The sequence below is a fragment of the Leisingera sp. ANG1 genome, assembly GCF_000203975.2.
Taxonomy (GTDB): domain Bacteria; phylum Pseudomonadota; class Alphaproteobacteria; order Rhodobacterales; family Rhodobacteraceae; genus Leisingera.
The window spans coordinates 79,557-100,664 of sequence record NZ_AFCF02000001.1; the positions used below are offsets into that span (position 1 = coordinate 79,557).

Consider the following 21,108-nt stretch of genomic DNA (forward strand, 5'->3'; position numbering starts at 1 on the left):
CCGCATCCGGGGCCGCCCTTGCCGCGCCGCTCACACCCGCAGGAGGTTTCCATGGCCCAGATCATCCCGTTCTTCTCACCATCCGCCCGCCAGTCCCGGGCGGATGCTCAGGCTGCGCTGATTGGCGGCTTCGCCGCGCAACGGCGCCCGCAGGAGGACGTGTTCTGGCTCAAGGAAAACGCCGAGCTGTTGAATATTCTGGAATGCACCAGAGCCGATGTTGCCGCTGAGGCCCTGGCGCCCTTGCAGGGGTTCTACGACGGTGCGGCGCGGCATATCAGTTTCTTCCGCCAGTATTACCGCTTCATCCTGTCGATCTGCTTGGATCTGGAAGACTTGGGTCATCCCGGGGAGACCGGCGCGCAGCTGGCCGCATGGATCCGCGCCGAAGGGCTGGCGCAGGCAGAGCTGTCCGACCTGCAGCGCGCCGAAGCCCGCCGCCTGCTGGCGCGCCGCGGTGAGATCCTGCAGGACGACGGGTTGGACGACCGGCTGCGCGCTTTCATCTCGCGCCCGGAAACCTTTGCCATTCCAAACAAAAAAGCCGCTTACGAGCTGACCCACATCGTCTTTTACCTGTCGGAATACGGCCGCCGCGACCCGCAGCTGTCGCAGGCGGCGCTGACCAGTCTCGAGTTTGCGGGGCTGGTGGCCTTCCTCGACCAGAACGCTGATTTGCTTGCCGAAATCTGCATTGCGTTGCGCTATGCCGGCCAGCAGCCGCCCGCCGCCTGGGAGGGCTGGCTTGACAGGCATGTATCCGCCTTTACTCTATCAGAGCGAGAATTTTCTGGACTTCATGATTCTTATCACGAGTATTTTGTTGTTAACTGGCTCATGATCCTGTCTGGGCGAAAACCCTTCCGGCAGGCGGTTCCCGCGGGGGGCGTGCATGTGTCAGCTGTGCGGGGAGGAAGTATCTTGAGAAGCCTTTCAGAAGCAGTATTCGAGGCCGGAATGGCCCAGTCAGGCTGGAGTGCCGTCAAGCGGCGCACCGAGGCCATGCTGAACGAGGAAGAACACGGGCTGCTGAGCGCGGCGGAACGCAGCTGCGCCGGCTTTGCCCATTTCTTTGAAGGATTTGCCCGGGCGGGCAGCGCGGGGGCAGCGTGATGGGCTGTTCGCGCAACCAGGCTCTGGGCGGGGCCATGCTGGTGGTGGCCTATACTGGTCTGATCGCCTCTGCTGACGGGATCACGAAACTTTTGGCGGGCCAGTATGCGGCGGCGCAGCTTTACGCGCTGTCAGGGGCCATGGTGGTCGGATTCTGCCTGCTGGCGGACCGGCTCCCCCGGCTGCGCGGCGGCTTCCGCACCCGCTGCCCGCGGGCGATGGCGCTGCGCTCTGTGGCGACGCTGATTGCCGCTGTCTGTTTTTTCTATGCGTTCCGCCTGCTGCCCTTTGCCGAAGTGTTTGTCTTCATCGGACTGATGCCGCTTTTGGCGGGGGCGATGTCCGGCCTTGTGCTGAAGGAGCCGGTGCGCCCGGCGGCCTGGATTGCGCTGCTGGCTGGCTTTGCCGGGGTGCTGTTCCTGCTGCCCCATGGCGGTGACGGCAGCCATTCCGCAACTGGTCATTTCGTGGCTTTCGCGGCGGTGGTGTCCGGCACGTTTTCCATGACCATTGCACGGTTTATCGGCCGTTATGAAAGCAACGCGCTGGCGCAGGTGTTTTATCCGAACCTGACGCTGTGCGGTGCGATGCTGCTGGCGCTGCCATTTGTCTGGGTGCCGATGCCGCTGGCGGATGTTGCTTGGGCGGCAGCCTATGCGTTCCTGCTGTTCGGTGCGCGCTGGCTCCTGGTGGTGGCGCTGCGTCTGCTGGCCTCCTACGCCGTGACGCCGCTGATGAATCTGCAGTTCATCTGGATGGCAGTGATCGGCGCGGTGTTCTTTGGGGAGTTTCCGCCGGCCTCCACTTACTTGGGCGGCGCCATCGTTATTGCCTCCGGCCTCTATCTGGTCTGGGACCAGTTCGCACCCGCGATGCCGCGGCTGCGCAGTGCCGGGCGGCTGCAGACGGATCCGTGACATCTGGCTGAGAGGGTGCCGCGCCCCGCGAGGGGCGCCGGAATTATGCGATAATTCCGGCTCGGAAAACATCTGTTTTCCGGGCCGTTTTCCGCGCCGGTAAACGGCGGGATTACATGGAGAACGAGGTGCCGCAGCCGCAGCTGGAGGTGGCGTTGGGGTTTTCGATGGTAAACCGCGCGCCGATCAATTCCTCGGTGAAGTCGATCACCGCGTTTTCAAGGAACGGCAGGGAAACACTGTCGACGACAACTTTTTCGCCCTGGCCTTCGAGCACCAGATCGTCGTCCTTTGCCTCATCCAGAGCAATCTCGTACTGGAAGCCGGAGCAGCCGCCGCCTTCCACCGCGACACGCAGCGCCTGGCCCTGGTCCGCGGCGCCGATCTCGGCCAGCCGGGCAAAGGCGCGGTCTGTGACTTTGGGGGGCAGGTTCATCAGCTTTCTCCACGGGCGTAGGTTGCAGCGCAAAGCTTTATATAGAAAGGTGCAATTCAGGCGGCAAGATTTGTAAGGGAAAAGATTTCATATGCATGCGCCTTATGCCACGATGCCGGACCGCAGCCGCGGGCGGCAGGTGCCGGAGGAGGAGAGCTCCTTTCGTTCCCCCTACCAGCGCGACCGCGACCGGATTATCCACGCCAGCGCCTTCCGGCGGCTGAAACACAAGACCCAGGTGTTCGTGGAGCATGAGGGCGACAATTACCGCACACGTCTGACCCATTCGATCGAGGTCGGGCAGGTGGGCCGCACCATTGCCGGCGCGCTAGGGCTGAACCAGGAGCTGACCGAGGCAGTGGCGCTGGCGCATGACCTGGGACACACGCCGTTCGGCCACACTGGCGAGGATGCGCTGCATGCGCTGATGGCGCCTTATGGCGGCTTTGACCACAATGCCCAGGCGATCCGTATCGTGACCTGCCTGGAGCGCCACTACGCCGAGTTTGACGGCTTGAACCTGACCTGGGAAACCCTTGAAGCGATTGCCAAACACAATGGCCCTGTGGTGGGGGAGCTGCCCTGGGCGCTGGCCGAATGCAATGCCGCCATCGACCTGGAACTGCACACCCATGCCAGCGCCGAGGCGCAGGTGGCGGCGCTGTCCGATGACATCGCATATAACAACCACGACCTGCATGATGCGCTGCGGGCCGGGCTGTTTACCGACGGTGACTTGGCGCGGCTGCCGCTCTTGGACAGGGCCTATGGCGCGGTGGACCGGAAATACCCCGGCCTTGATCCCAACCGCCGCCGGCATGAGGCGCTGCGGCGGTTCTTTGGGTTCATGGTGGAGGATGTGATCAACACGGCCCAGCACTTGCTTGCGGAATCCGGCGTGCAAAGCGTCGAGGAGGTCCGCGGTCTGGGCCATCCGGTGGTGAAATTCTCCGATTCGCTGTGGCGCGACCTGAAGGAAATCCGCGCCTTTCTGTTCACCCGCATGTACCGGGCGCCCTCTGTGATGGAGAAGCGGGCCAAAGTTGCCAAGGTGGTGGAGGCGCTGTTTCCCTATTTTCTGGACAATCCGCAGGACATGCCGGAGCGCTGGCACGCGGAGATTGCGGCCGCACAGGACCGCACCGCGCTGGCGCGGATCGTGTCGGATTACATCGCCGGCATGACCGACCGCTTTGCCCTGCAGCTGCATGAGCGGCTGATCGGGGTAAAGGTCGAGGTGTAAGGGCTTCGGGCTGCTGCCGTTTTCTGTTCTTCTATCTGGGTATGTCCTGTCTGCGTGCCTTTCAATGGGGCGGTGTAAAGATGGCGGCGCCGCCAACGGGGGCGGAGGAAAGGGCCGTAACGCCAGCGCGCCCCGGGTCCGGTCAAAAGCTTTATCGTTCAAACGCCCCTGCACCTTTTGTGGAGGTGGTCTTGGGGGTCCTGGTCTCCTGTTTGCGCGGGGTGCCAGACCCGCGCCTTGTGCTGCAGCGGGGGTGACTGTCGCATATTCCGGTTAAGGTCCGGAAAGCGGGGCGTGCGGTGCTGACAGTGTTTGCGCAACGCCCTGTGGCGGCTTGTACCGTGCTGGATGTTCCCGTAATGTTCTTATTGAATTTAAATGTACAGAAGGATTGCCGGAATGATTGAGGGAAGCTGCTGCTGCGGCGCTGTCAGATTTGAATTGCTGGCGCAGCCTGCGCTGATGGGCACCTGCCATTGCTCCCGCTGCCGCAAGGCCGGGGCCAGCACCATCGTCTTTGTGAAAAAGGCCGATTTGCGCTGGATTGCAGGCAAGGAGGAGGTGGCGCTGTATCTGCCTGCGCCGCCCTATAAATACGGCCGCTGCTTCTGCCGGATCTGCGGCAGCTCTCTGGGCGAGATCCTGTCGGAGGAGGAGAGCTTCCCGATCGCAGCAAATGCGCTGGACGGGGTGCTGGAGGTGTCGAACAGCTTTCATGAGTTCGTGGGCGAGAAACCCGGCTGGTATGAAATCTGTGACGGGGCAAAGCAGTCGCAGGGGCATCCGGCCTAGGCATGGCAGCGCAGGGTGGGCGGCTGCCCGCCTTGCCTGCTATGCGGTTTCCCAAATTGGCCGTAAGCCGTGCTATGATCTGGCCCTATGATGCCGCGGGGCATCGGCGTTATCCGCGAGGGGAGGCATAACGAGGGGAAAGCCATGGCACGCTGGACCGTCACATTCACGGACAAGCCCGAAATGGACCGGGTGCGCAGCGACAAGAAGCGGCGCGAGGCGCATATTGCCTTTGTGCGCGCACGGCCTGAGTTGCAGATCGGCGGCGCGCTGGCGATGCGGCCGATGCAGGACTTCCCCGGCGCGATCTGGAATGTCGAGGCCGAAACCCGCCAGGATGTGGAGCGGCTGATCCTGCAGGACCCGTATTACGTGGCCTCCTTGCGCACGTATAAAATCACCGAATGGGGCACCGCCTCCGCCATCCAGGGGATGTTTTCATGACCGCCGCCCGTGAAGCCCGCAAATCCGCGCCCGCTCTGACCCGCTGGGCCGTGCTGTTCCGCGATGCGCCTGCGATGATGGATATCCGGGCGGACAAGGCCCGGCGCGATGCCCATGTGGCCTATGTCGAGGATCATCCGGAACTGCGCATCGGCGGCGGGCTGAAACCGGACATCGACGGCGATTTCTGCGGCGCCCTGTGGATTGTCGAGGCCGAGGACCGGATCGAGGTGGAGCACCTGATCCATGGCGATCCGTTTTACGTGCCCGCCTTCCGCTCCTACGAGATATTCACCTGGGGCAAGATCCTGGAAGACCGCACCGCGGTTCTGTAAGCCGCGCACCGCGGCAGCGGCGCAATTTTCTTCAGTAAGAAAATTGGCCGGAAAATTCGAATTTTCCGGTGCCGCCTGCCTGAGGCCCCAGGCTGCTCTTGCAATCCTGTTGACCCTTCCGGCGGCCCCCGGTATCCGCAGTGCTGAACAGTTGGGACGCCAGACATGAACCTCTTTACCGATATCCGCACGCTTGTGATTGACAGCCTGACCGCCATGACCGGCGAAGGCGCGCTGCCCGAGGGGCTCGATTTTGCCAATGTGGCGGTGGAGCCGCCGCGTGATGCCGCTCATGGCGACATGGCAACAAATGCGGCGATGGTGCTGGCCAAGCCCGCCAAGATGAAGCCGCGCGACATTGCCGAGGCGCTGGCCGCCAAGCTGGCCGCGGATGAGCGGATCACCTCGGCTGAGGTGGCAGGCCCTGGCTTCCTCAACCTGCGGCTGGCCCCCGGCGTCTGGCAGGCGGTTCTGAAGTCAGTCCTGGACGCAGGCACGGATTTCGGCCGCTCGGACATGGGCGCGGACAAGCGCGTTAATGTGGAGTATGTCTCTGCCAACCCGACCGGTCCGCTGCATGTGGGCCACACCCGCGGCGCGGTGTTCGGCGACGCGCTGGCGGCGCTGCTGGCCTATGCCGGCTATGACGTCACCCGCGAATACTACATCAACGACGGCGGCGGCCAGGTCGATGTGCTGGCACGCTCAGTCTACCTGCGCTACCTGGAGGCGCACGGTCAGGAAGTGGCCTTTGCCGACGGCACCTATCCGGGCGACTACCTGGTCCCCGTCGGTCAGGCGCTGAAGGATAAGGTGGGCGATGCCTATGTCGGCAAGGGCGAGGATGTCTGGCTGGCGGAAGTGCGTGAATTCTCCACCGATGCGATGATGGAGCTGATCCGCGAGGACCTGGCCCAGCTCGGCATCAAGATGGACAAGTTCTACTCCGAGAAGTCGCTCTATGGCACCGGCAAGATCGAGGCGGCGCTGGCCAGCCTGGAATCCAAGGGGCTGATCTATCAGGGCGTGCTGGAGCCGCCGAAGGGCAAGAAGCCCGACGATTGGGAGCCGCGCGAGCAGACCCTGTTCAAATCCACCGATCATGGTGACGATGTGGACCGGGCGGTGAAGAAATCCGACGGCTCCTGGACCTATTTCGCGCCGGATATCGCCTATCACTTCGACAAGGTGGAGCGCGGCTTTGACGAGCTGATCGACATCTTCGGCGCCGACCACGGCGGCTACGTTAAACGCATGAAGGCAGCGGTTTCGGCGCTCTCCGACGGCAAGGTGCCGCTGGACATCAAGCTGTGCCAGCTGGTCAAGCTGTTCAAGGACGGCCAGGAATTCAAGATGTCCAAGCGGGCAGGGACCTTTGTCACCCTGCGCGATGTGGTGGATGCAGTGGGCGCCGACGTCACCCGCTTCATGCTGCTCACCCGCAAGAACGACCAGGGCTTCGACTTCGACCTCGACAAGGCGCTGGAGCAGTCCAAGGACAACCCGGTGTTCTATGTGCAATACGCCAATGCGCGGATCTGCTCGACCCTGCGCAAGGCGGAGGAGCAGGGCATTGCCGCGGATGACACCACCCTGAACGCTGCCGACCTCAGCCTGATCGCCGATCCGGCGCAGCTGGCGGTGGCCAAGAAGCTGGCCGAATGGCCGCGCCAGGTGGAAATCGCCGCCCGCACCCATGAACCGCACCGGGTGGCCTTCTATCTCTACGATCTCGCGTCTGAGCTGCACGGGCTCTATCACCTCGGCAAATCCAATGAGGATTTACGCTTTGTTAAGGAGAGCAGCCAATCGGCAACACATGCGAATTTGGCACTGGCGCGGGCCGTTTCCGTTGTCATTTCCGCAGGTCTTGGTATTCTTGGCGTGAAACCGGCAGAAGAGATGCGATAACCAAAGGGGCCTGCCCCCTGAGGGAATAAATCACACATTCCGCCGGACTGAGGCAGTTCAAGAGACTTGGGGTGCAGCACCGGTTCAGGTGCTGCCGAACCGAGCAGTGAGGCGGACAATGGCGTATTTTGCGCAGGCGGGCCAGGGGCACGCCTATTCACAGGGCGATGGCCGGCAGCAGGACACCGCAACTGGCGGCTCTTATGGGCAGCAGTACTCCGATCAGACCTATGCAGGGCAGCAGTATACCGGGCCTGGCGCTGAACCAGCCTATGGCTATGAAGATCCGGCCTATGGCTACCAGCCAGAGGGGCAGGGCTACGGCGCGGATGAGTACGCGGCCTATGCCGCGGCGCCTGCGGGGCTGCGGGCACGGTTCTCCAAATCCTTGAGCATTCTGGGCGCGGTGGCCTCCATCGCGCTGGTCGCGGGCGTCGGCTTCTGGGGCTACAAGCTGGTGATGCGCGACGTCAGCGGTGTGCCGGTGGTGCGTGCCGCCGAAGGCCCGATGCGTGAACAGCCCGCAAACCCGGGTGGCAGCCAAGCCGACCATCAGGGGCTGGCCGTGAACGCAGTGGCCGCCCGCGGCAGCGCCGAGGCGCCCGCCGATCGGCTGACGCTGGCGCCCTCTGCCATTGAGCTTACAGAAGACGACAAACCGCTGCCGGAACTGGCGGCAGAGGCCGCGCCGGTTGCGGACGTGCCCGCCGCCCCGGCAGAACCGGAGGCCCCAGCAGCCCTTGGCGCCGAGACAGGTGTCAGCGAGGAGGCAGTGGCGTCCTTCCAGAACGGCGATATCGATGCGCTGGTGGCGGAGCTTGCGCGCGAGGCCGAGGATGTTTCCGCGGCGGTGCCTGCCTCGGCGGCGGCGCCTGCAATTGTGCAGCCGGAACCGCTGCAGCCTGCGCTGGCCGCTGCCACGGTTTCTCCGGCGCTGCTGAATGCGCCCGGCGTCAAGGTCTCGCTGCGGCCCTCGGCCCGGCCCGCACGGTTCAGCCCGGCTCCGGCCGCTGCCGCGCCGGCAGCGCGTGCCGGAACCGTGGATGTGGACCCGGCAACCCTGGCGGCCGGCACCCGTCTGGCGCAGCTGGGCGCCTATGAAAGCCCCGAGGTGGCGCGCGCCGAATGGGACCGCATCAGCGCCCGTTTCCCGGAGTATCTGGAAACCAAGCAGCGGGTGATCCAGCGCGCCGAAAGCGGCGGCCGCACCTTTTACCGGCTGCGGGCGATGGGCTTTGACGGGCTGTCGGATGCGCGCCGGTTCTGCTCGGCGCTGGTGGCCGGCAATGCGGATTGCATTCCGGTAACCACCCGGTAACAGTACAGACGGCAGACTAATGTTCCGCCCGGCCGCGAGGCCGGGCAGCGCCCGTCCTGCCCCCCACGGGGCGGGCGCTTTGCACCCTCCCCGCCGGGCCGGGCGCAGCCCTTTTTGTCACTGACTGGGGGAGCGCGAACACCAGGGGGCAATCATGACCTACGGAGCCACGATCCTTGATGCCGAGGGCCTGCGGCTGAGTGCAGATGAAAAGGCGTTCTTCCGTGATGCGGATCCCTTCGGCTTCATCCTGTTTGCCCGCAATCTGGAAGACGTTGAGCAGATCCAGGCCCTGTGCAACGACTTCCGCGAGGCGGTGGGCCGCAATTGCCCGATCACCATCGATCAGGAGGGCGGCCGGGTGCAAAGGCTGCGCAAGCCGCTGGCGCGCAACTGGCGCCCGCCGCTGGAGCATGTGCAGCTGGCCGGCGAGGATGCCGTCCGTGCCATGTATCTGCGCTACCGTCTGATTGCGCATGAGCTGCACACCCTGGGCATCGACAGCAATTGCGCCCCGATCGCTGACATCGCCTATGCGGAGACTCACGAATTCCTGCGCAACCGGTGTTATGGCACCAGTGCCGCAACCGTGGCGCGGATTGCCCGTGCGGTGGCCACCGCGCATCTGGACGGCGGCGTGCTGCCGGTGCTGAAACACATCCCCGGCCACGGCCGCGCCACCGCCGACAGCCACCTGGACCTGCCGCATGTGGCCAGCCACCCGGAAATGCTGGAGGAAGGCGATTTTGCCGCCTTTGCGGCACTCAATGACCTGCCGCTGGGGATGACCGCGCATCTGGTCTATGACGCCTATGACGACCGCCCGGCCACAACCTCGCCGGTGATGATGCGGCTCATTCGGGAACGCATCGGCTTTGACGGGCTGATTATGACCGACGATATCTCGATGAAAGCGCTGAAAGGCTCGCTGGCCGGCAACGCCCACGCCTCGATCGAGGCAGGCTGCGATGTGGTGCTGCTGTGCAATGCCTCGCTGGAGGAACGGATCGCCGTGGCTGAGGCCGCAGGCACCATGAGCGAAGCGGCACAGACCCGCGCAGAGCGCGCGCTGGAGGCCCGCCGCGCGCCTGTTGCCCTTGACATTATGAGCGCTGAAAGAGAACTTGCCGCCCTCATGGGCGGGCAGGTGTATGGCTGAGCAGACACTTTTTTCAGAAGCGGACACGAGCGTAGAGGAACGGCTGGCGGCCGAGGCCCTGATCGTGGACGTGGACGGGTTCGAAGGCCCGCTCGACCTGCTGCTGACGCTGTCGCGCACGCAGAAAGTCGATTTGCGCAAGATCTCGGTGCTGGAGCTGGCAAAACAGTACCTGGCTTTTGTCGAGAAGGCCAAGGAACTGCGTATTGAGCTGGCCGCCGACTATCTGGTGATGGCGGCCTGGCTGGCGTTCCTGAAATCCCGTCTGCTGCTGCCCCCCGATCCGGAGGAAGAGGGCCCGTCGGGCGAGGAATTGGCCGCCCACCTGGCATTTCAGCTGGAGCGCCTTCAGGCGATGCGCGACGCCGCCGCACGGCTGATGGGGCGCGACCGGCTGGGCCGCGACTTCTTTGCCCGCGGCGAGGAAGAGAACGTCGCCCGGATCAAGACCGTGACCTATACCGCCAACCTCTTGGATCTGATGCAGGCCTATGCCCGCATCCGCACCAAGGAGGATTTCCGCCCCTTCGTGATGGACCGCGACTCGGTCTTCACCATGGAGGAGGCGCTGGACCGCATGCGGCATTTGCTGGGTTTCACTGGCGACTGGACCGACCTGATCAGCTATCTGCCGGACGGTTGGCACAGCGATCCGGTCAAGCGCCGTTCAGCGACTGCGGCGACCTTTGCCGCCTCGCTGCAGCTGGTCAAGGAAGGCAAGGCAGAGCTGCGGCAGAGCGAAACATTTGCGCCCATTCAGCTGCGCAGCCTCGACGAGGATACCTGATGGAAGATCAGATCATGGACGCGGCCAGCAGCTCTGGCCGGACCGAGAACGACACCCTGTTTGACGCACCGCCCATGGCAGAGCAGGAGCGGATGGTGGAGGCGGTGCTGTTTGCCAGCGCCGAGCCCGTTACCTTACGCGACCTGGAAGGCCGCATGCCGCCCGGCTGCAACCCGCGCGAGGCGCTGGAGCATCTGCGCAAGCGCTATGAGGGGCGTGGTGTGCGCGTCGTGCGCCTGGGTGATGCCTGGGCGATCCGCACCGCTCCGGACCTTGGCTTCCTGATGCAGAAGGAAACCACCGAGCTGCGCAAGCTGAGTCGTGCCGCCATCGAAACCCTGGCCATTGTCGCCTATCACCAGCCGGTGACACGGACGGAGATCGAGGAAATCCGCGGTGTGTCGGTGTCGCGCGGCACCATCGACCAACTGATGGAGATGGATTGGATCCGCCTCGGCCGCCGCCGGATGACACCGGGCCGGCCGGTGACCTTTGTGGTGACGCCGGATTTCCTGGACCATTTCGGACTGGAAAGCGCCCGCGACCTGCCGGGCCTCAAGGAACTGCGCGCCGCGGGCCTGCTGGAGAACCGGCCGCCGCCGGGAAGCCTGCCGCTGGGTCAGGGCGGCGACGAGGACGACGAGGCGGAAGAACAGGCGGAACTGTTCGAGGAGTGACGCCTCCGTGGCCTCGAGCGCCCGGAAATTGCCGCATTACTCTTCTACGGTGGCAGGCAAGCGAAGGCAGAGGACTGAGGCCATGAATGCGAACTGGATTATCCGCATGGTGCTGCGCCGCCTGATCGGGCGCGCGGTTAATGCCGGGCTGCGCCGCGCGGCGCAACACGGTGCGCAGCGGCTCGGCAAGAGCAAAGGGCCGGCACCGGGGTTCGGAGCCGGCCCCAGCCCGCAGCGCAAATTCCGCAATGCAAGGTCACGCATTCCCAAGGTCAAGTAGCGGAACTAGCGGGCAGCGCACCGCCGGGCTTTCGCCGGAGGCCAAACGCCTCAGCCGCGCCGCTGAGCGCCAGCAGCGCAGACAGCATCAGGCAGCCCGCCAAACCCCAGCCTGCAAACAGCAGCCCGCCCGCGAAAGGCGCCGCAAAGACGCAGAGATAGGTGACGGTGCTGTAAAGCCCCATGATGGCGCCGCGCTGCGCAGGCTCCAGCGCCGTAAGGCGCGCCACCAGCAGGTTGAGGGCAAGATGCTGGAACATGCCCCAGATCAGGGCCGCCCCCAACAGCAGCAGGTAAAGCGGTGCCACCGCCATCATCATGAGGTAGCTGGCTGTGACCGCCAGCAGTACCGGCGCTGTGGCGCGGGCCAGCCCCAAGCGGTCCAAGAGCGGATCCAGCAGCACCGCAAGGCCAAAGCCGATGCCGTAGAACAGCGGCAGCAGGCCTGCTTGGGTGGTGCTGAGGCCAAGCGTTTGGGTGATATGGGCACCGGTGAAGAAATAGCTGCTGTAAAACCCCATCATCAGCAGCGCGGTTGCCAAAAGGCCGCGTGCGATCCCCGGCACCCGCAGTGCTGTCAATGGCGAAGTGGCCTGGCCGCTGGGGCTGCCCGCGGCGCGCATTTGGGCCGAAGCGCCCCACAGCAGCAGCGCCACGCCCGCCAGCGTGCCATAGACCGCGCGCCAGCCCGCGAGATCGGTGGCCCAGGCGCTGACGCTGACACCCAGCACCATCGACACGGTCCAGCCCGCCAGCACGTAGCCCAGCACCTGCGCTTCGCGTCCCTTGGGGGCTATCACCATTGCCAGCGTGTAGATCGAGGGCAGGGCGGCCCCCGCCGCCAGCCCGCAGACCGCCTGCGCTGCCATCAGTGTCCAGACATCCGGTGCTGCGGCGCTGGCGCCCAGCCCGGCCCCAAGCAGCAGGAGGGCAGCACGCATCAGCCGCCCGGCGCCGATCCGGTCCCCGAGCGGTGCCAGCAGCAAGGCTGCGGCGGCAACCCCCAGCCCATAGGCGCTGGCTGCCCGCATCACCTCTGCCGTGGCGGCGTTCAGCGTCTGGCTGACCGCCGTCACCACCGGCGACAGCAGCAGGGAGTTGGCGCCAATCACGCCAATGGCGCTCATCAGGATCAGAATCGGGGTTCGCATGGGTTTACCTTGAAGAATGTTCAGATATCTTTGCTATATGCTGAATGGTGTTCTGTGAAGGGCGGGCGAAGATGGTCAGGGAAAAAACAGATGAGGTTCGGAGAAACGGCGGGGCCGCCCGTGTTTTGGACGCATTGGACCGAAAAATATTAGGCGCGCTGAGCGTCGATGCGACGCTCTCCTACGCCGCCATCGGCCAGGAAGTGGGCCTCTCGGCGCCCGCGGTGCATGAGCGGGTGAAGCGGCTCAGGGCCTCTGGCGCGATCCGGGCGACGGTGGCGCAGCTGGACGGGCCTGCTGTGGGCAAGCCGATGCTGGCCTTCATCCATGTGGACACGGTCGGCTGGGGAAAGACGGCAGAACTTATGTCGCTGGAAGCCTGGCCGGAGGTGGAGGAGATTCACACTGCCACCGGCGACACCTGCCTGATCCTCAAGGTGCGGGTGGCCTCGCCGCATGCGCTGGAGGGGCTCTTGGCCCGCATCTATGACGTCGAGGGGGTGCGCGGAACCCGCACCTATATGACGCTCTCCACCCATCTGGAGCGCACCGTGCAGGCCGGGGTCAGCGCGGAGCTGGAAGAGGATTTATATATCAAGCGTTGAGGGCGCGGTGAAGTAACTGATCTATCGCCTGGCCGAAGGCCGGGCAGCGCCCGTCCGGCCCCCGTCAAACCGGAGGTTTGCCTCCGGCAAAACGGGCGAGCGCTTCGCTTCCTGCCCCGCCGGGCCGGGCGCAGCCGTTAGCTGCAGATGATTACTCCGGCGTCTTGAAATGCTTCGACAGTTTCAGCCCCTGGCCCTGATAGTTGGAGGCAATGCCCGCACCATAGAGCTGCTCCGGCACCTCGGCCATCTTCTCATAGACCAGGCGGCCAACCACTTGGCCGTGCTCCAGCACAAACGGCGCCTCGTGGCAGCGCACTTCCAGCACCCCGCGGGAGCCGGTGCCGCCGGCGGCGTCATGGCCGAACCCGGGGTCGAAGAAACCGGCGTAATGCACCCGGAATTCACCCACCATCGCCAGATAGGGGGCCATCTCCGCCGCATAGGCGGGCGGGATATGCACCGCCTCGCGGCTCACCAGAATATAAAACGCACCAGGGTCCAGGATGATGCGGCCATCCTTGGTGCGCACCTCTTCCCAGTATTCCTGCGGGTCGTACTCGCCGATCCGGTCCAGGTCGATGACGCCGGTGTGCGGTTTAGCGCGGTAGCCGACCAGATCGGTGCCGGGCAGCTTCAGATCGACGGAGAAGCCAAGGCCGTCCTCGATCACAGCCTCGCCATCCACCAGCGGCGAGCCGGCGTGCAGCATCTTCAATTCCGCGTCCGACAGCACCGCCTGGCCAGTGCGGAACCGGATTTGGTTGAGTCGCATGCCGGGGCGCACCAGCACCGAAAAGGAGCGGGGGCAGATTTCTGCGTAAAGCGGGCCGGTGTAGCCGGGCTTGATGCGGTCAAACTCCTCGCCGCCGTCGGTGATGGTGCGGGTCAGGAGGTCCAGCCGCCCGGTGGAGCTTTTGGCGTTGGCGACGGCAGAGACATCATCCGGCAGCGCCAGCCCTTCCATCAGCGGCACCACGTAGACGCAGCCCTTCTCCAGCACCGCGCCGTTGCTCAGGTCGATCCGGTGCATCTCGAATTCGGTCAGCCGGTCGGAAACGCTGCGGCCCTGGCCGGCCAGAAACGACGCCCGCACCCGGTAGGCCACATTGCCGAGGCGCAAGTCGAGGCTGGCGGGCTGCACCTGGCCCTCCACCAGCGGTGTACTGACGGTGATCTCCCCGCGTTCCAGCATTGTTTCGATGGTCTGGCTGGGCAATACGCCTGTCATGTCCTGTCCCCCTCCGCGCCGGCTTTGCGGCGATGCTGGCCCAAACGGGGCCGGTTCGCAATCCCAGTTCGCAACTGGCAAAGCCTTGCGCTGGATACGAAAACGCCCGGGTGCGTGAACACCCGGGCGTTTTTCATATGGTCGGGCTAGCAGGACTCGAACCTGCGACCTTCCGTCCCCCAGACGGACGCGCTACCAGGCTGCGCCATAGCCCGTTGCAAAGCCTTCTAACCGTTTTCGCAGCAGGGGCAAGAGGGGGCAGCAAGATTTTTTGCAGCCCCGCGAAGAAATTCAGCAGCCAGAAGCAGTTGCCGGGGCAGACACAGACGGCATCCGTTTCCCGGCGCGGGAAACGGCTCGGAAATCACGTGATTTCCGGGCCGGAATTCGCGCCGAATTCCGGCTTCAGGGCCTGTTCTGAACAAAAGCGCGCAGTTCATCGGCGCAGGCGGCAATGCCCGCCAAAGACTGCGGCGGCAGGCTGCGGGTTTCGGCCAGAAGCGTCAGGATGCCGGGCTGCACCGGGGCAGGGACGGCGGTTTCTTCGTCTGCCGCAGGCTGCTGTTCGGACATGTCCGCCGGTTCAGGTTCCGTTAGTGCCTCTGTCTGCTGTGCCGCACTCTCTGCCAGCGCAGGCTCCGTCTCTGCATCGGTCAGGGCATCTGCCTGCATATCCGGCTCTGCTTCCGCGAACACATCCGGCTGGGCATCTTGTCCGGCTTCCGCAAGAACCTCCGCTTCGCCGTCGTCCTGCGCGTCGTCCCCGCCGCCGTTGAAGCCGGTCGCGAATTCCAGCGCGTCCACCTGACGGGCAGCTTCGTCCAGATCATGCGGCGGGAAGGCTGCGGCGGGATCAGAGGGCTGATCTTCCTCCGGCTCTGGCGCTGCTTGCACGGACTCTTCTGCGGAAACGGCGAAGTCCAGCGGCTCCTCGGGCTGCAGTCCTGCAGCTGCAACCAGCGTGTCTTCTGCGGGCTCGGGCTCTGCCTGAGGCTCCGGCTCCGCCACGGGTTCAACTGCGGGGGCAACCTCCTCTGTGAACTCAGCCGCAGCGGAAGCGGCTTCCGGTTCGGGGTTCTGAACGGCGTCCTGCATTTCTTCTGCTGCAGACAGTCCGGCGGCTGCGGGCACTCCGGCGGCAGTGCTGTCCTGCGCGAAGTTTTGCGGTTCCGCGGCCAGGTCCTCAGCGGGGGCTGATTCCGCCACGTCCAGGTGCTCCTGACCGCTCAGCGGCGCGATATCCTCCAGCGGAGCAGGTGCCGTATCGGGGGCTGGGTCTGCTGCCACTTCCTGGCCAGTTTCCTGCGCATCCTCGTGCAGCTGTTGCGCAGCCGCAGGTGGTGTCTCGGCCGCGGCAGGATCCTCTGTGGAAATGGTTTCCGCCTCTTCCTCCGGTTCGGGCAGATGTTCCTGTCCGGTCAGGGGGGCGATCTCTTCCAGCGGTGAGGGCTGAGATTCGGGGGTGGTCCCTGCGGCAGCCTCTGGCGCGGTTTCCAAAGTTGCTTCCGCGGCTTCCGGCGCGGCCGCAAGCGCTTCCTCCGCAGGAGCGGGTGCGCCTGCAAAGGTTTCCTGCAGCTCCTCTGTCCCGTCAGCCGTTTCAGGCGCGGGGTCAGGGTCCGCGGCGGCCTCCGTCAGCTCCGGGGCCGGCGAATTCTCTTCAATGGCGGCCGGCTCTGCGGCGGCCTGATCCGCAAAAAGATCCTGCGGTGCCTGGCCGGTGGGCTCGGCCGGCTGTTCCGGTGCGGAATCACCCTCATGCAGAGCGGCTGCCGCAGCGGTTTCCTGTGTCTGAACCTGAGATGCAGATGCCTCATCGGGCATCACAGCGTCCGCTGCACCGGACAGCGGTTCCGGGGCTGCTTCAGACGCTGGCAGCGATGGCTCAGGTTGATCCTCAAACGGTGCAGAAGTTGCAGGCGCAGGCGTTTCGGGGGCCTCCGAGGCGCCGTCCTGGGGGGCCAAACCTGTTGCTGCGATTGCAGGCGGCTCTGCCTCTGCGCCGGATGGCTCCCCTGCGGGGGCCGCTGGCGTCCCGCCGGAGGGGGCAGTGCTGCCTCCCGCTGCGGGTGGAGCCAGATCCATCTGCATTTGCGGCGCAGCGGCAGCTTCGGGCCGCGGGGAAGCGGGGGCTGGCTCCGGGGATGCGGAGGCCGGAGGGGCAGCGTCTGCACCGGAGGCTTGCGGGAAACCAACCACATTGCTGTCTTCGGGGGGGGCTTCGGACGCGGCCTCGGCGCTTTGCTCCAGCGACTGATCCCAGTCATCGCCCAGCTTGTCCGCGGGCGGCGGCGCCTCAACAGCAGGCTCTTCCTCGCCGTCCAGCGGATGCGACAGGCTGGCGACATGGGCCACGCCCTGCTCGCGCAGCAGTGCCTGCACTTCCTTGATCGACAATCCGTCGACGTGCAGCAGTTTCCTGATCCCGCCCAGCAGCTGCATATCCGCAGGCCGGTAATAGCGCCGCCCGCCGGCGCGCTTTACAGGTTTTACCTGGGTGAACTTGCTCTCCCAGAAGCGCAGAACATGCGCCTGCACGTCCAGCCAATCCGCAACTTCACTGATGGTGCGGAAGGCGTCCGGTGATTTCGACATGGCTTAATTGGTCCCGTTACTTACGGTTGCCGTCTGCCACGCGGTCTTTCATCAGGTGGGAGGGCCGGAAGGTCAGCACGCGGCGCGGCTGGATCGGCACTTCTTCGCCCGTCTTCGGGTTGCGCCCGACCCGGGCCGACTTGTCCCTTACGCTGAAGGTGCCGAACGAGGAAATCTTAACCTGTTCACCGCGCACCAGGGCATCCGACATATGCTGCAGCATGCTTTCTACCAGCTGTGCGCTTTCGTTGCGCGACAGGCCGACTTCCCGGAAAACAGCTTCACTCAAATCCATTCTTGTCAGTGTTTTTTCGCCCATACCAATCCCCGTTGTTTGCCAAAGCATAGGGCGGAGGGAATTTCCCTGTCAATATCAATGAATTGCACCGGGGTATTCGGGCGGAAATTAGAGCTGCGCGGTTACCAGCGCAGCACAACTGCTCCCCAGGCCAGGCCGCCGCCGATGGCCTCAGTCACGATCAGATCGCCTTCCTTGATCTGGCCGCGTTCCTTGCCGACCGACAGGGCCAGCGGGATGGAGGCGGCGGAGGTATTGCCGTGATCCTGCACGGTAACCACCACGTTGTCCATGCTGAGGCCCATTTTCTTGGCTGTGCCCTGGATGATGCGGATGTTGGCCTGATGCGGCACGATCCAGTCGACATCCGCTGCCGACAGGCCAGCACGGTCCAGCGCGGTGTTGGCGGTGGAGGCGAGTTTTTCGACCGCGTGGCGGAACACCTGGTTGCCCTGCATCCGCAGATGGCCGGTGGACTGAGTCGACACCCCGCCATCCACGTACAGCAGGTCCTTGTAGCGGCCGTCGGAGTTGAGGTCGGTCGCCAGGATGCCGCGGTCCGCATTGGTGCCGGGCTGTTCCTGCGCTTCCAGCAGCAGCGCCCCGGCACCGTCGCCGAACAGCACACAGGTGCCGCGGTCGGTCCAGTCCATGATCCGGCTGAAGGTCTCTGCGCCGATCACCATCACCCGGTTTGCCTGGCCCGAAGCGATCAGAGCGCTGGCATTGCTGAGCGCATAGACAAAGCCCGCGCAGACCGCCTGCACGTCAAAGGCAAAGCCTTTTGTCATGCCCAGCTTGGATTGCACCATGGTGGCGGCGGAAGGGAAGGTGAGGTCGGGGGTGGAGGTGGCCACAACAATGGCATCCACATCATCCGCGGTCAGCCCCGCGTCCGCCAAAGCGCGTTCAGCTGCCTTGGCGGCCATATCCGATGTGGTCTCTCCCTCAGCGGCAAAATGGCGGCGTTCGATGCCGGAGCGGCTGCGGATCCATTCGTCCGTTGTGTCCAGCGTGGCTTCGAATTCCGCGTTTTCAACCACCCGTTCGGGGAGATAGTGTCCTGTGCCAACAACTACCGCGCGTCGCGTCATCCGTCTGCCTGCCTATTTTCAGTCTTTTTCGGTGGCCGCCCGCATCTCGCGGGGGGCAGTATTATCTTGGGTATGCAGGCCGGCAGATGCAACCCGCGCGGCCAGCTTTTCGGCGAATCCGTGCTGTGCCAGCCGGAACGCCAGCTTGACTGCAGCGGAGACGCCCGTGGCATCAGCGCCGCCGTGGGATTTCACCACCGTGCCGTTGAGGCCCAGGAACACGCCGCCGTTGACGCGGCGCGGGTCCATCCGCTTGGACAGCCGTTTCAGCGAGGTCATCGCCAGAACCGCGGCAATCTTGGACAGGAACGAGTACCCGAACGCCTCGCGCAATGCGGTGCGCATCAGGCTGGCGGTGCCTTCGCCGGTCTTGATTGCCACATTGCCGGTGAAACCATCGGTCACGATCACATCGGCAATATCGCCGGGAATGTCGCTGCCCTCGACAAAGCCGACAAACTCGTAATTCGCCTGCCCGGCTTGGTCTGAGATAAGCCCGTAGGCCTCCTTCAGCTCGGCGCGGCCCTTGTGTTCTTCGGTGCCGACATTCAGCAAGCCCACGCGGGGGCGGATGATGTCCATCGAGTTGCGCACGTAAGACGTGCCCATCAGGGCAAATTGCAGCAGATCCTCTGCATCCGCCTTCACGTCGGCGCCGACATCCAGCATCACGTTGAAGCCTTGCGGGTTCAGCGAGGGCCAGAGGATCGCAATGGCGGGCCGGTTGACGCCCGGCAGCTTGCGCAGGCGCAGCATCGACAGCGCCATCAGCGCGCCGGTGTTGCCGCAGGAGACGGCGCCCGAGGCCTCGCCGTTCTTGACCGCATCCAGCGCCGACCACATCGAGGTGCCCTTGCCGTTGCGCATCACCTGGGAGGGTTTATCCTCCATGGTGACCACATCGCGGACATCGCGGATCTCGACGCGGCCTTTCAGGGCGCGCTTCTTGGCAACCAGCGGTGTCAGCTGATCCGCGGGCCCGTGCAGGATAAACCCGATTTCCGGGTTCTTTTCTGCAGACATGGCAATGCCGGCCACCACAACTGCGGGGCCGGCGTCTCCGCCCATGGCGTCAACAGAAATAGTGATGCGGCCGGCTTTTGCCTGATTTTGATCGGGTTTACCCGTCATGCGAAAGCCTGCCTGGCATCAGGATCCTGTCCGTGGCTTACGCCGCGTCCTCGTCGATCTCGATCTCGTCAGCCGCTGCGACGATTTCCTTGTCGTCGTAATGGCCGCAGGAGGGGCATACGTGGTGCGGGCGCTTCAGCTCGCCGCAGTTGCCGCATTCGTTCGGGTTCGCAGCAACCAGTGCATCGTGCGCGCGGCGGTTGTTGCGGCGCGATTTGGATACTTTGTTCTGTTGGACGGCCATGTCTCAACCTTTGTCTGTTTGGGCCTTGGGGCCATCCCCGCGGCGCGATTGCATTCTGTTCGATCAGTCTGACGTGCGTTTAGGCGTCTGCCCAAGCATTGTCCAACCAAAAATTCCGATGAGCGCGCGAAAATACTGCGAATCTCCGCTGGCGCAAGCTGTTTTTTACGGCAGGCAGAAGGGCGGCGCCAGAGGCGATTTTCTGCGCTGCAAAAATTCTGCCCTCAGTCCTCATCTTTCAGCTGGCCGCGCAGCGCGGCAAGACCGGCGAAGGGCTTGGTGTCCTCGTCCCGCATCGGCTGCACGCCATCCTCGGCATAAACGGCTTCGCCGAGTTCTGCGCCGTCCTTGCGCGGATAGGCGGGGATATGCAGTGCCAGCGCCTCTGCCATCACGGCAGCCGGGTCGATGTGTGTGCCCAGCGGTTCGATGCTGTCATCTTCGGGCATTTCGACCTCGGCACCTTCCGGGGTCTCAACGCGGGCCAGGTAGGTGATCTCCACCTGTTCCTCGATCCGGGTGGTGACCGGCTCCAGCGTCACCACGCAATCCTGCACCACGGTGGCGCCCAGGCGGCCGATCAGTTTCCAGTCCTTCTTGCCCATCGCCTTGATTTCACCGGTGAAGCGCAGTTTGCGCACTGCGTTCACCCCCATTTCCGCCGCAAGCGCGGTCAGGGTGTCCTTGTCCGGGATGATTTCAAAGGCAGTCGGGGTGTTCTGAGGCAGGTCCGCGACCCGCAAAGCGGTGCTGTCAGACATATTCGGGGACTTTCGTTTCTTGAACCGGAGGCGGTCATTAGGTAATCGGGTTAAAAGACGTATTCAAGCCGCCGGTCATGGCGGCAGGCTGGGGGGCAGTCATGGTTGCAAAGGCATTTCACTTCAAGGCCGTTTTGCGCGGCGCAGTATTTGCGGCGGCAGGGCTGGCACTGGCGGCCTGCACGTCCGTCTACCGCAAGCACGGCTATGTGCCGTCGCCGCATCAGCTGGCCGAAGTGGTGCCGGGCATCGACACACGGGATTCGGTGGCGGAAACCATCGGCATCCCGTCCTCGACCGGCGTGCTGAACGACAGCGGCTACTATTATGTCGCCACCCGGTTCCGCCACTACGGGGCCAAGGCGCCCGAGCCGGTGGCACGCGATCTGGTGGCGATCAGTTTCGACACTTCGGGCGTGGTGCAGGCAATCGAGCGTTACAGCCTGGAGGATGGTAAGGTGGTGCCGCTGGAGCGCCGGGTGACCAGCTCCGGTGTGCAGGACAACACCTTCCTGCGCCAGCTCTTGGGCAACCTGGGCAACTTTGGCCCCGGTCAGCTGCTGAACAACGAATAAGCCGGCTTCACTGCT

The 21,108-nt window shown here is 64.5% G+C and carries 23 protein-coding genes and 1 tRNA gene; 14 read left to right on the forward strand and 10 right to left on the reverse strand.

All coding sequences use genetic code 11. The features are described from left to right. Window positions 1–51 precede the first annotated feature (51 nt). Together GC1_RS00395 and GC1_RS00400 are read left to right on the forward strand one after the other, a co-directional pair. Entirely contained in the window at window positions 52–1,113 is a 1,062-nt protein-coding gene (locus GC1_RS00395) for a DUF6902 family protein (protein ID WP_019296737.1), read from the forward strand. Further along, window positions 1,113–2,030 (forward strand): DMT family transporter, encoded by a 918-nt coding sequence (locus GC1_RS00400; RefSeq protein ID WP_019296736.1) that lies wholly within the window; start codon window positions 1,113–1,115, stop codon window positions 2,028–2,030. Before GC1_RS00395 ends, GC1_RS00400 begins: the two co-directional genes overlap by 1 nt. A 112-nt stretch (window positions 2,031–2,142) precedes the next feature. Here GC1_RS00400 and GC1_RS00405 read toward each other — a convergent pair whose 3' ends face one another. After that, window positions 2,143–2,466, reverse strand: coding sequence for a HesB/IscA family protein (locus GC1_RS00405; RefSeq protein ID WP_019296551.1), 324 nt, complete (start codon window positions 2,464–2,466; stop codon window positions 2,143–2,145). Between the two features lie 91 nt (window positions 2,467–2,557). Here GC1_RS00405 and GC1_RS00410 point away from each other — a divergent pair, with 91 nt between their 5' ends. The 10 genes from GC1_RS00410 (at window position 2,558) to GC1_RS00455 (ending at window position 11,412) form a co-directional block, all read left to right on the forward strand. Beyond that, window positions 2,558–3,709, forward strand: a complete 1,152-nt coding sequence (locus GC1_RS00410) for a deoxyguanosinetriphosphate triphosphohydrolase (protein WP_019296550.1) — start codon at window positions 2,558–2,560, stop codon at window positions 3,707–3,709. 399 nt (window positions 3,710–4,108) lie between these two features. Beyond that, on the forward strand, window positions 4,109–4,501 hold the full coding sequence (locus tag GC1_RS00415; RefSeq protein ID WP_019296549.1) for a GFA family protein: 393 nt from the start codon (window positions 4,109–4,111) through the stop codon (window positions 4,499–4,501). A 144-nt stretch (window positions 4,502–4,645) separates the two neighbouring features. After that, window positions 4,646–4,945 carry a YciI family protein gene (locus GC1_RS00420; protein ID WP_019296548.1) on the forward strand — a complete coding sequence of 100 codons (300 nt, stop codon included), beginning with the start codon at window positions 4,646–4,648 and terminating at the stop codon, window positions 4,943–4,945. After that, the gene (locus tag GC1_RS00425; RefSeq protein ID WP_019296547.1) at window positions 4,942–5,280 is read left to right on the forward strand and encodes a YciI family protein; all 339 of its coding nucleotides are present in this window, start codon (window positions 4,942–4,944) and stop codon (window positions 5,278–5,280) included. Before GC1_RS00420 ends, GC1_RS00425 begins: the two co-directional genes overlap by 4 nt. 165 nt (window positions 5,281–5,445) lie before the next feature. After that, window positions 5,446–7,191 (forward strand): arginine--tRNA ligase, encoded by a 1,746-nt coding sequence (argS, locus tag GC1_RS00430; RefSeq protein WP_019296546.1) that lies wholly within the window; start codon window positions 5,446–5,448, stop codon window positions 7,189–7,191. 118 nt (window positions 7,192–7,309) lie between these two features. Next, window positions 7,310–8,509 carry an SPOR domain-containing protein gene (locus tag GC1_RS00435; RefSeq protein WP_019296545.1) on the forward strand — a complete coding sequence of 400 codons (1,200 nt, stop codon included), beginning with the start codon at window positions 7,310–7,312 and terminating at the stop codon, window positions 8,507–8,509. 154 nt (window positions 8,510–8,663) lie between these two features. Continuing rightward, on the forward strand, window positions 8,664–9,668 hold the full coding sequence (nagZ, locus tag GC1_RS00440) for a beta-N-acetylhexosaminidase (protein WP_019296544.1): 1,005 nt from the start codon (window positions 8,664–8,666) through the stop codon (window positions 9,666–9,668). Next, window positions 9,661–10,455: a segregation and condensation protein A gene (locus tag GC1_RS00445; protein ID WP_019296543.1), complete on the forward strand. Its 795-nt coding sequence runs from the start codon at window positions 9,661–9,663 to the stop codon at window positions 10,453–10,455. The genes nagZ and GC1_RS00445 overlap by 8 nt, the downstream gene beginning before the upstream one ends. Beyond that, on the forward strand, window positions 10,455–11,132 hold the full coding sequence (gene scpB / locus GC1_RS00450) for an SMC-Scp complex subunit ScpB (protein ID WP_019296542.1): 678 nt from the start codon (window positions 10,455–10,457) through the stop codon (window positions 11,130–11,132). Before GC1_RS00445 ends, scpB begins: the two co-directional genes overlap by 1 nt. An 82-nt stretch (window positions 11,133–11,214) precedes the next feature. Continuing rightward, a complete protein-coding gene (locus GC1_RS00455; protein ID WP_019296541.1) occupies window positions 11,215–11,412 on the forward strand; it encodes a hypothetical protein in 198 nt (65 codons plus the stop codon). Here GC1_RS00455 and GC1_RS00460 read toward each other — a convergent pair. After that, window positions 11,405–12,562 carry an MFS transporter gene (locus GC1_RS00460; protein ID WP_019296540.1) on the reverse strand — a complete coding sequence of 386 codons (1,158 nt, stop codon included), beginning with the start codon at window positions 12,560–12,562 and terminating at the stop codon, window positions 11,405–11,407. The genes GC1_RS00455 and GC1_RS00460 overlap by 8 nt on opposite strands. A 71-nt stretch (window positions 12,563–12,633) precedes the next feature. On the opposite strand from GC1_RS00460, the gene GC1_RS00465 reads away from it, so the two are divergent. Next, the gene (locus GC1_RS00465) at window positions 12,634–13,167 is read left to right on the forward strand and encodes an Lrp/AsnC family transcriptional regulator (RefSeq protein ID WP_036762093.1); all 534 of its coding nucleotides are present in this window, start codon (window positions 12,634–12,636) and stop codon (window positions 13,165–13,167) included. A gap of 151 nt (window positions 13,168–13,318) precedes the next feature. On the opposite strand, the gene GC1_RS00470 is transcribed toward GC1_RS00465, so the two are convergent. From GC1_RS00470 to GC1_RS00505, 8 genes are all read right to left on the reverse strand, one after another. Continuing rightward, complete coding sequence (locus GC1_RS00470) at window positions 13,319–14,398, reverse strand: 2'-deoxycytidine 5'-triphosphate deaminase (RefSeq protein ID WP_019296538.1); 1,080 nt, start codon at window positions 14,396–14,398, stop codon at window positions 13,319–13,321. 138 nt (window positions 14,399–14,536) lie between these two features. Further along, a tRNA-Pro gene (locus GC1_RS00475) sits at window positions 14,537–14,613 on the reverse strand. 190 nt (window positions 14,614–14,803) lie between these two features. Further along, window positions 14,804–16,990 carry a MerR family transcriptional regulator gene (locus GC1_RS22760; protein WP_019296537.1) on the reverse strand — a complete coding sequence of 729 codons (2,187 nt, stop codon included), beginning with the start codon at window positions 16,988–16,990 and terminating at the stop codon, window positions 14,804–14,806. A 16-nt stretch (window positions 16,991–17,006) separates the two neighbouring features. Further along, window positions 17,007–17,309, reverse strand: coding sequence for an integration host factor subunit alpha (gene ihfA / locus GC1_RS00485; RefSeq protein ID WP_008207184.1), 303 nt, complete (start codon window positions 17,307–17,309; stop codon window positions 17,007–17,009). 101 nt (window positions 17,310–17,410) lie between these two features. Then, window positions 17,411–18,382: a beta-ketoacyl-ACP synthase III gene (locus GC1_RS00490; protein ID WP_019296536.1), complete on the reverse strand. Its 972-nt coding sequence runs from the start codon at window positions 18,380–18,382 to the stop codon at window positions 17,411–17,413. A gap of 18 nt (window positions 18,383–18,400) precedes the next feature. Then, window positions 18,401–19,513 carry a phosphate acyltransferase PlsX gene (gene plsX, locus GC1_RS00495; RefSeq protein WP_019296535.1) on the reverse strand — a complete coding sequence of 371 codons (1,113 nt, stop codon included), beginning with the start codon at window positions 19,511–19,513 and terminating at the stop codon, window positions 18,401–18,403. 37 nt (window positions 19,514–19,550) lie between these two features. After that, window positions 19,551–19,757 carry a 50S ribosomal protein L32 gene (gene rpmF, locus GC1_RS00500; protein ID WP_008558107.1) on the reverse strand — a complete coding sequence of 69 codons (207 nt, stop codon included), beginning with the start codon at window positions 19,755–19,757 and terminating at the stop codon, window positions 19,551–19,553. A gap of 224 nt (window positions 19,758–19,981) precedes the next feature. Further along, window positions 19,982–20,518, reverse strand: a complete 537-nt coding sequence (locus GC1_RS00505) for a YceD family protein (RefSeq protein WP_019296534.1) — start codon at window positions 20,516–20,518, stop codon at window positions 19,982–19,984. 101 nt (window positions 20,519–20,619) lie between these two features. On the opposite strand from GC1_RS00505, the gene GC1_RS00510 reads away from it, so the two are divergent. Beyond that, on the forward strand, window positions 20,620–21,093 hold the full coding sequence (locus GC1_RS00510) for an outer membrane protein assembly factor BamE (protein ID WP_029204843.1): 474 nt from the start codon (window positions 20,620–20,622) through the stop codon (window positions 21,091–21,093). Window positions 21,094–21,108: the final 15 nt, after the last annotated feature.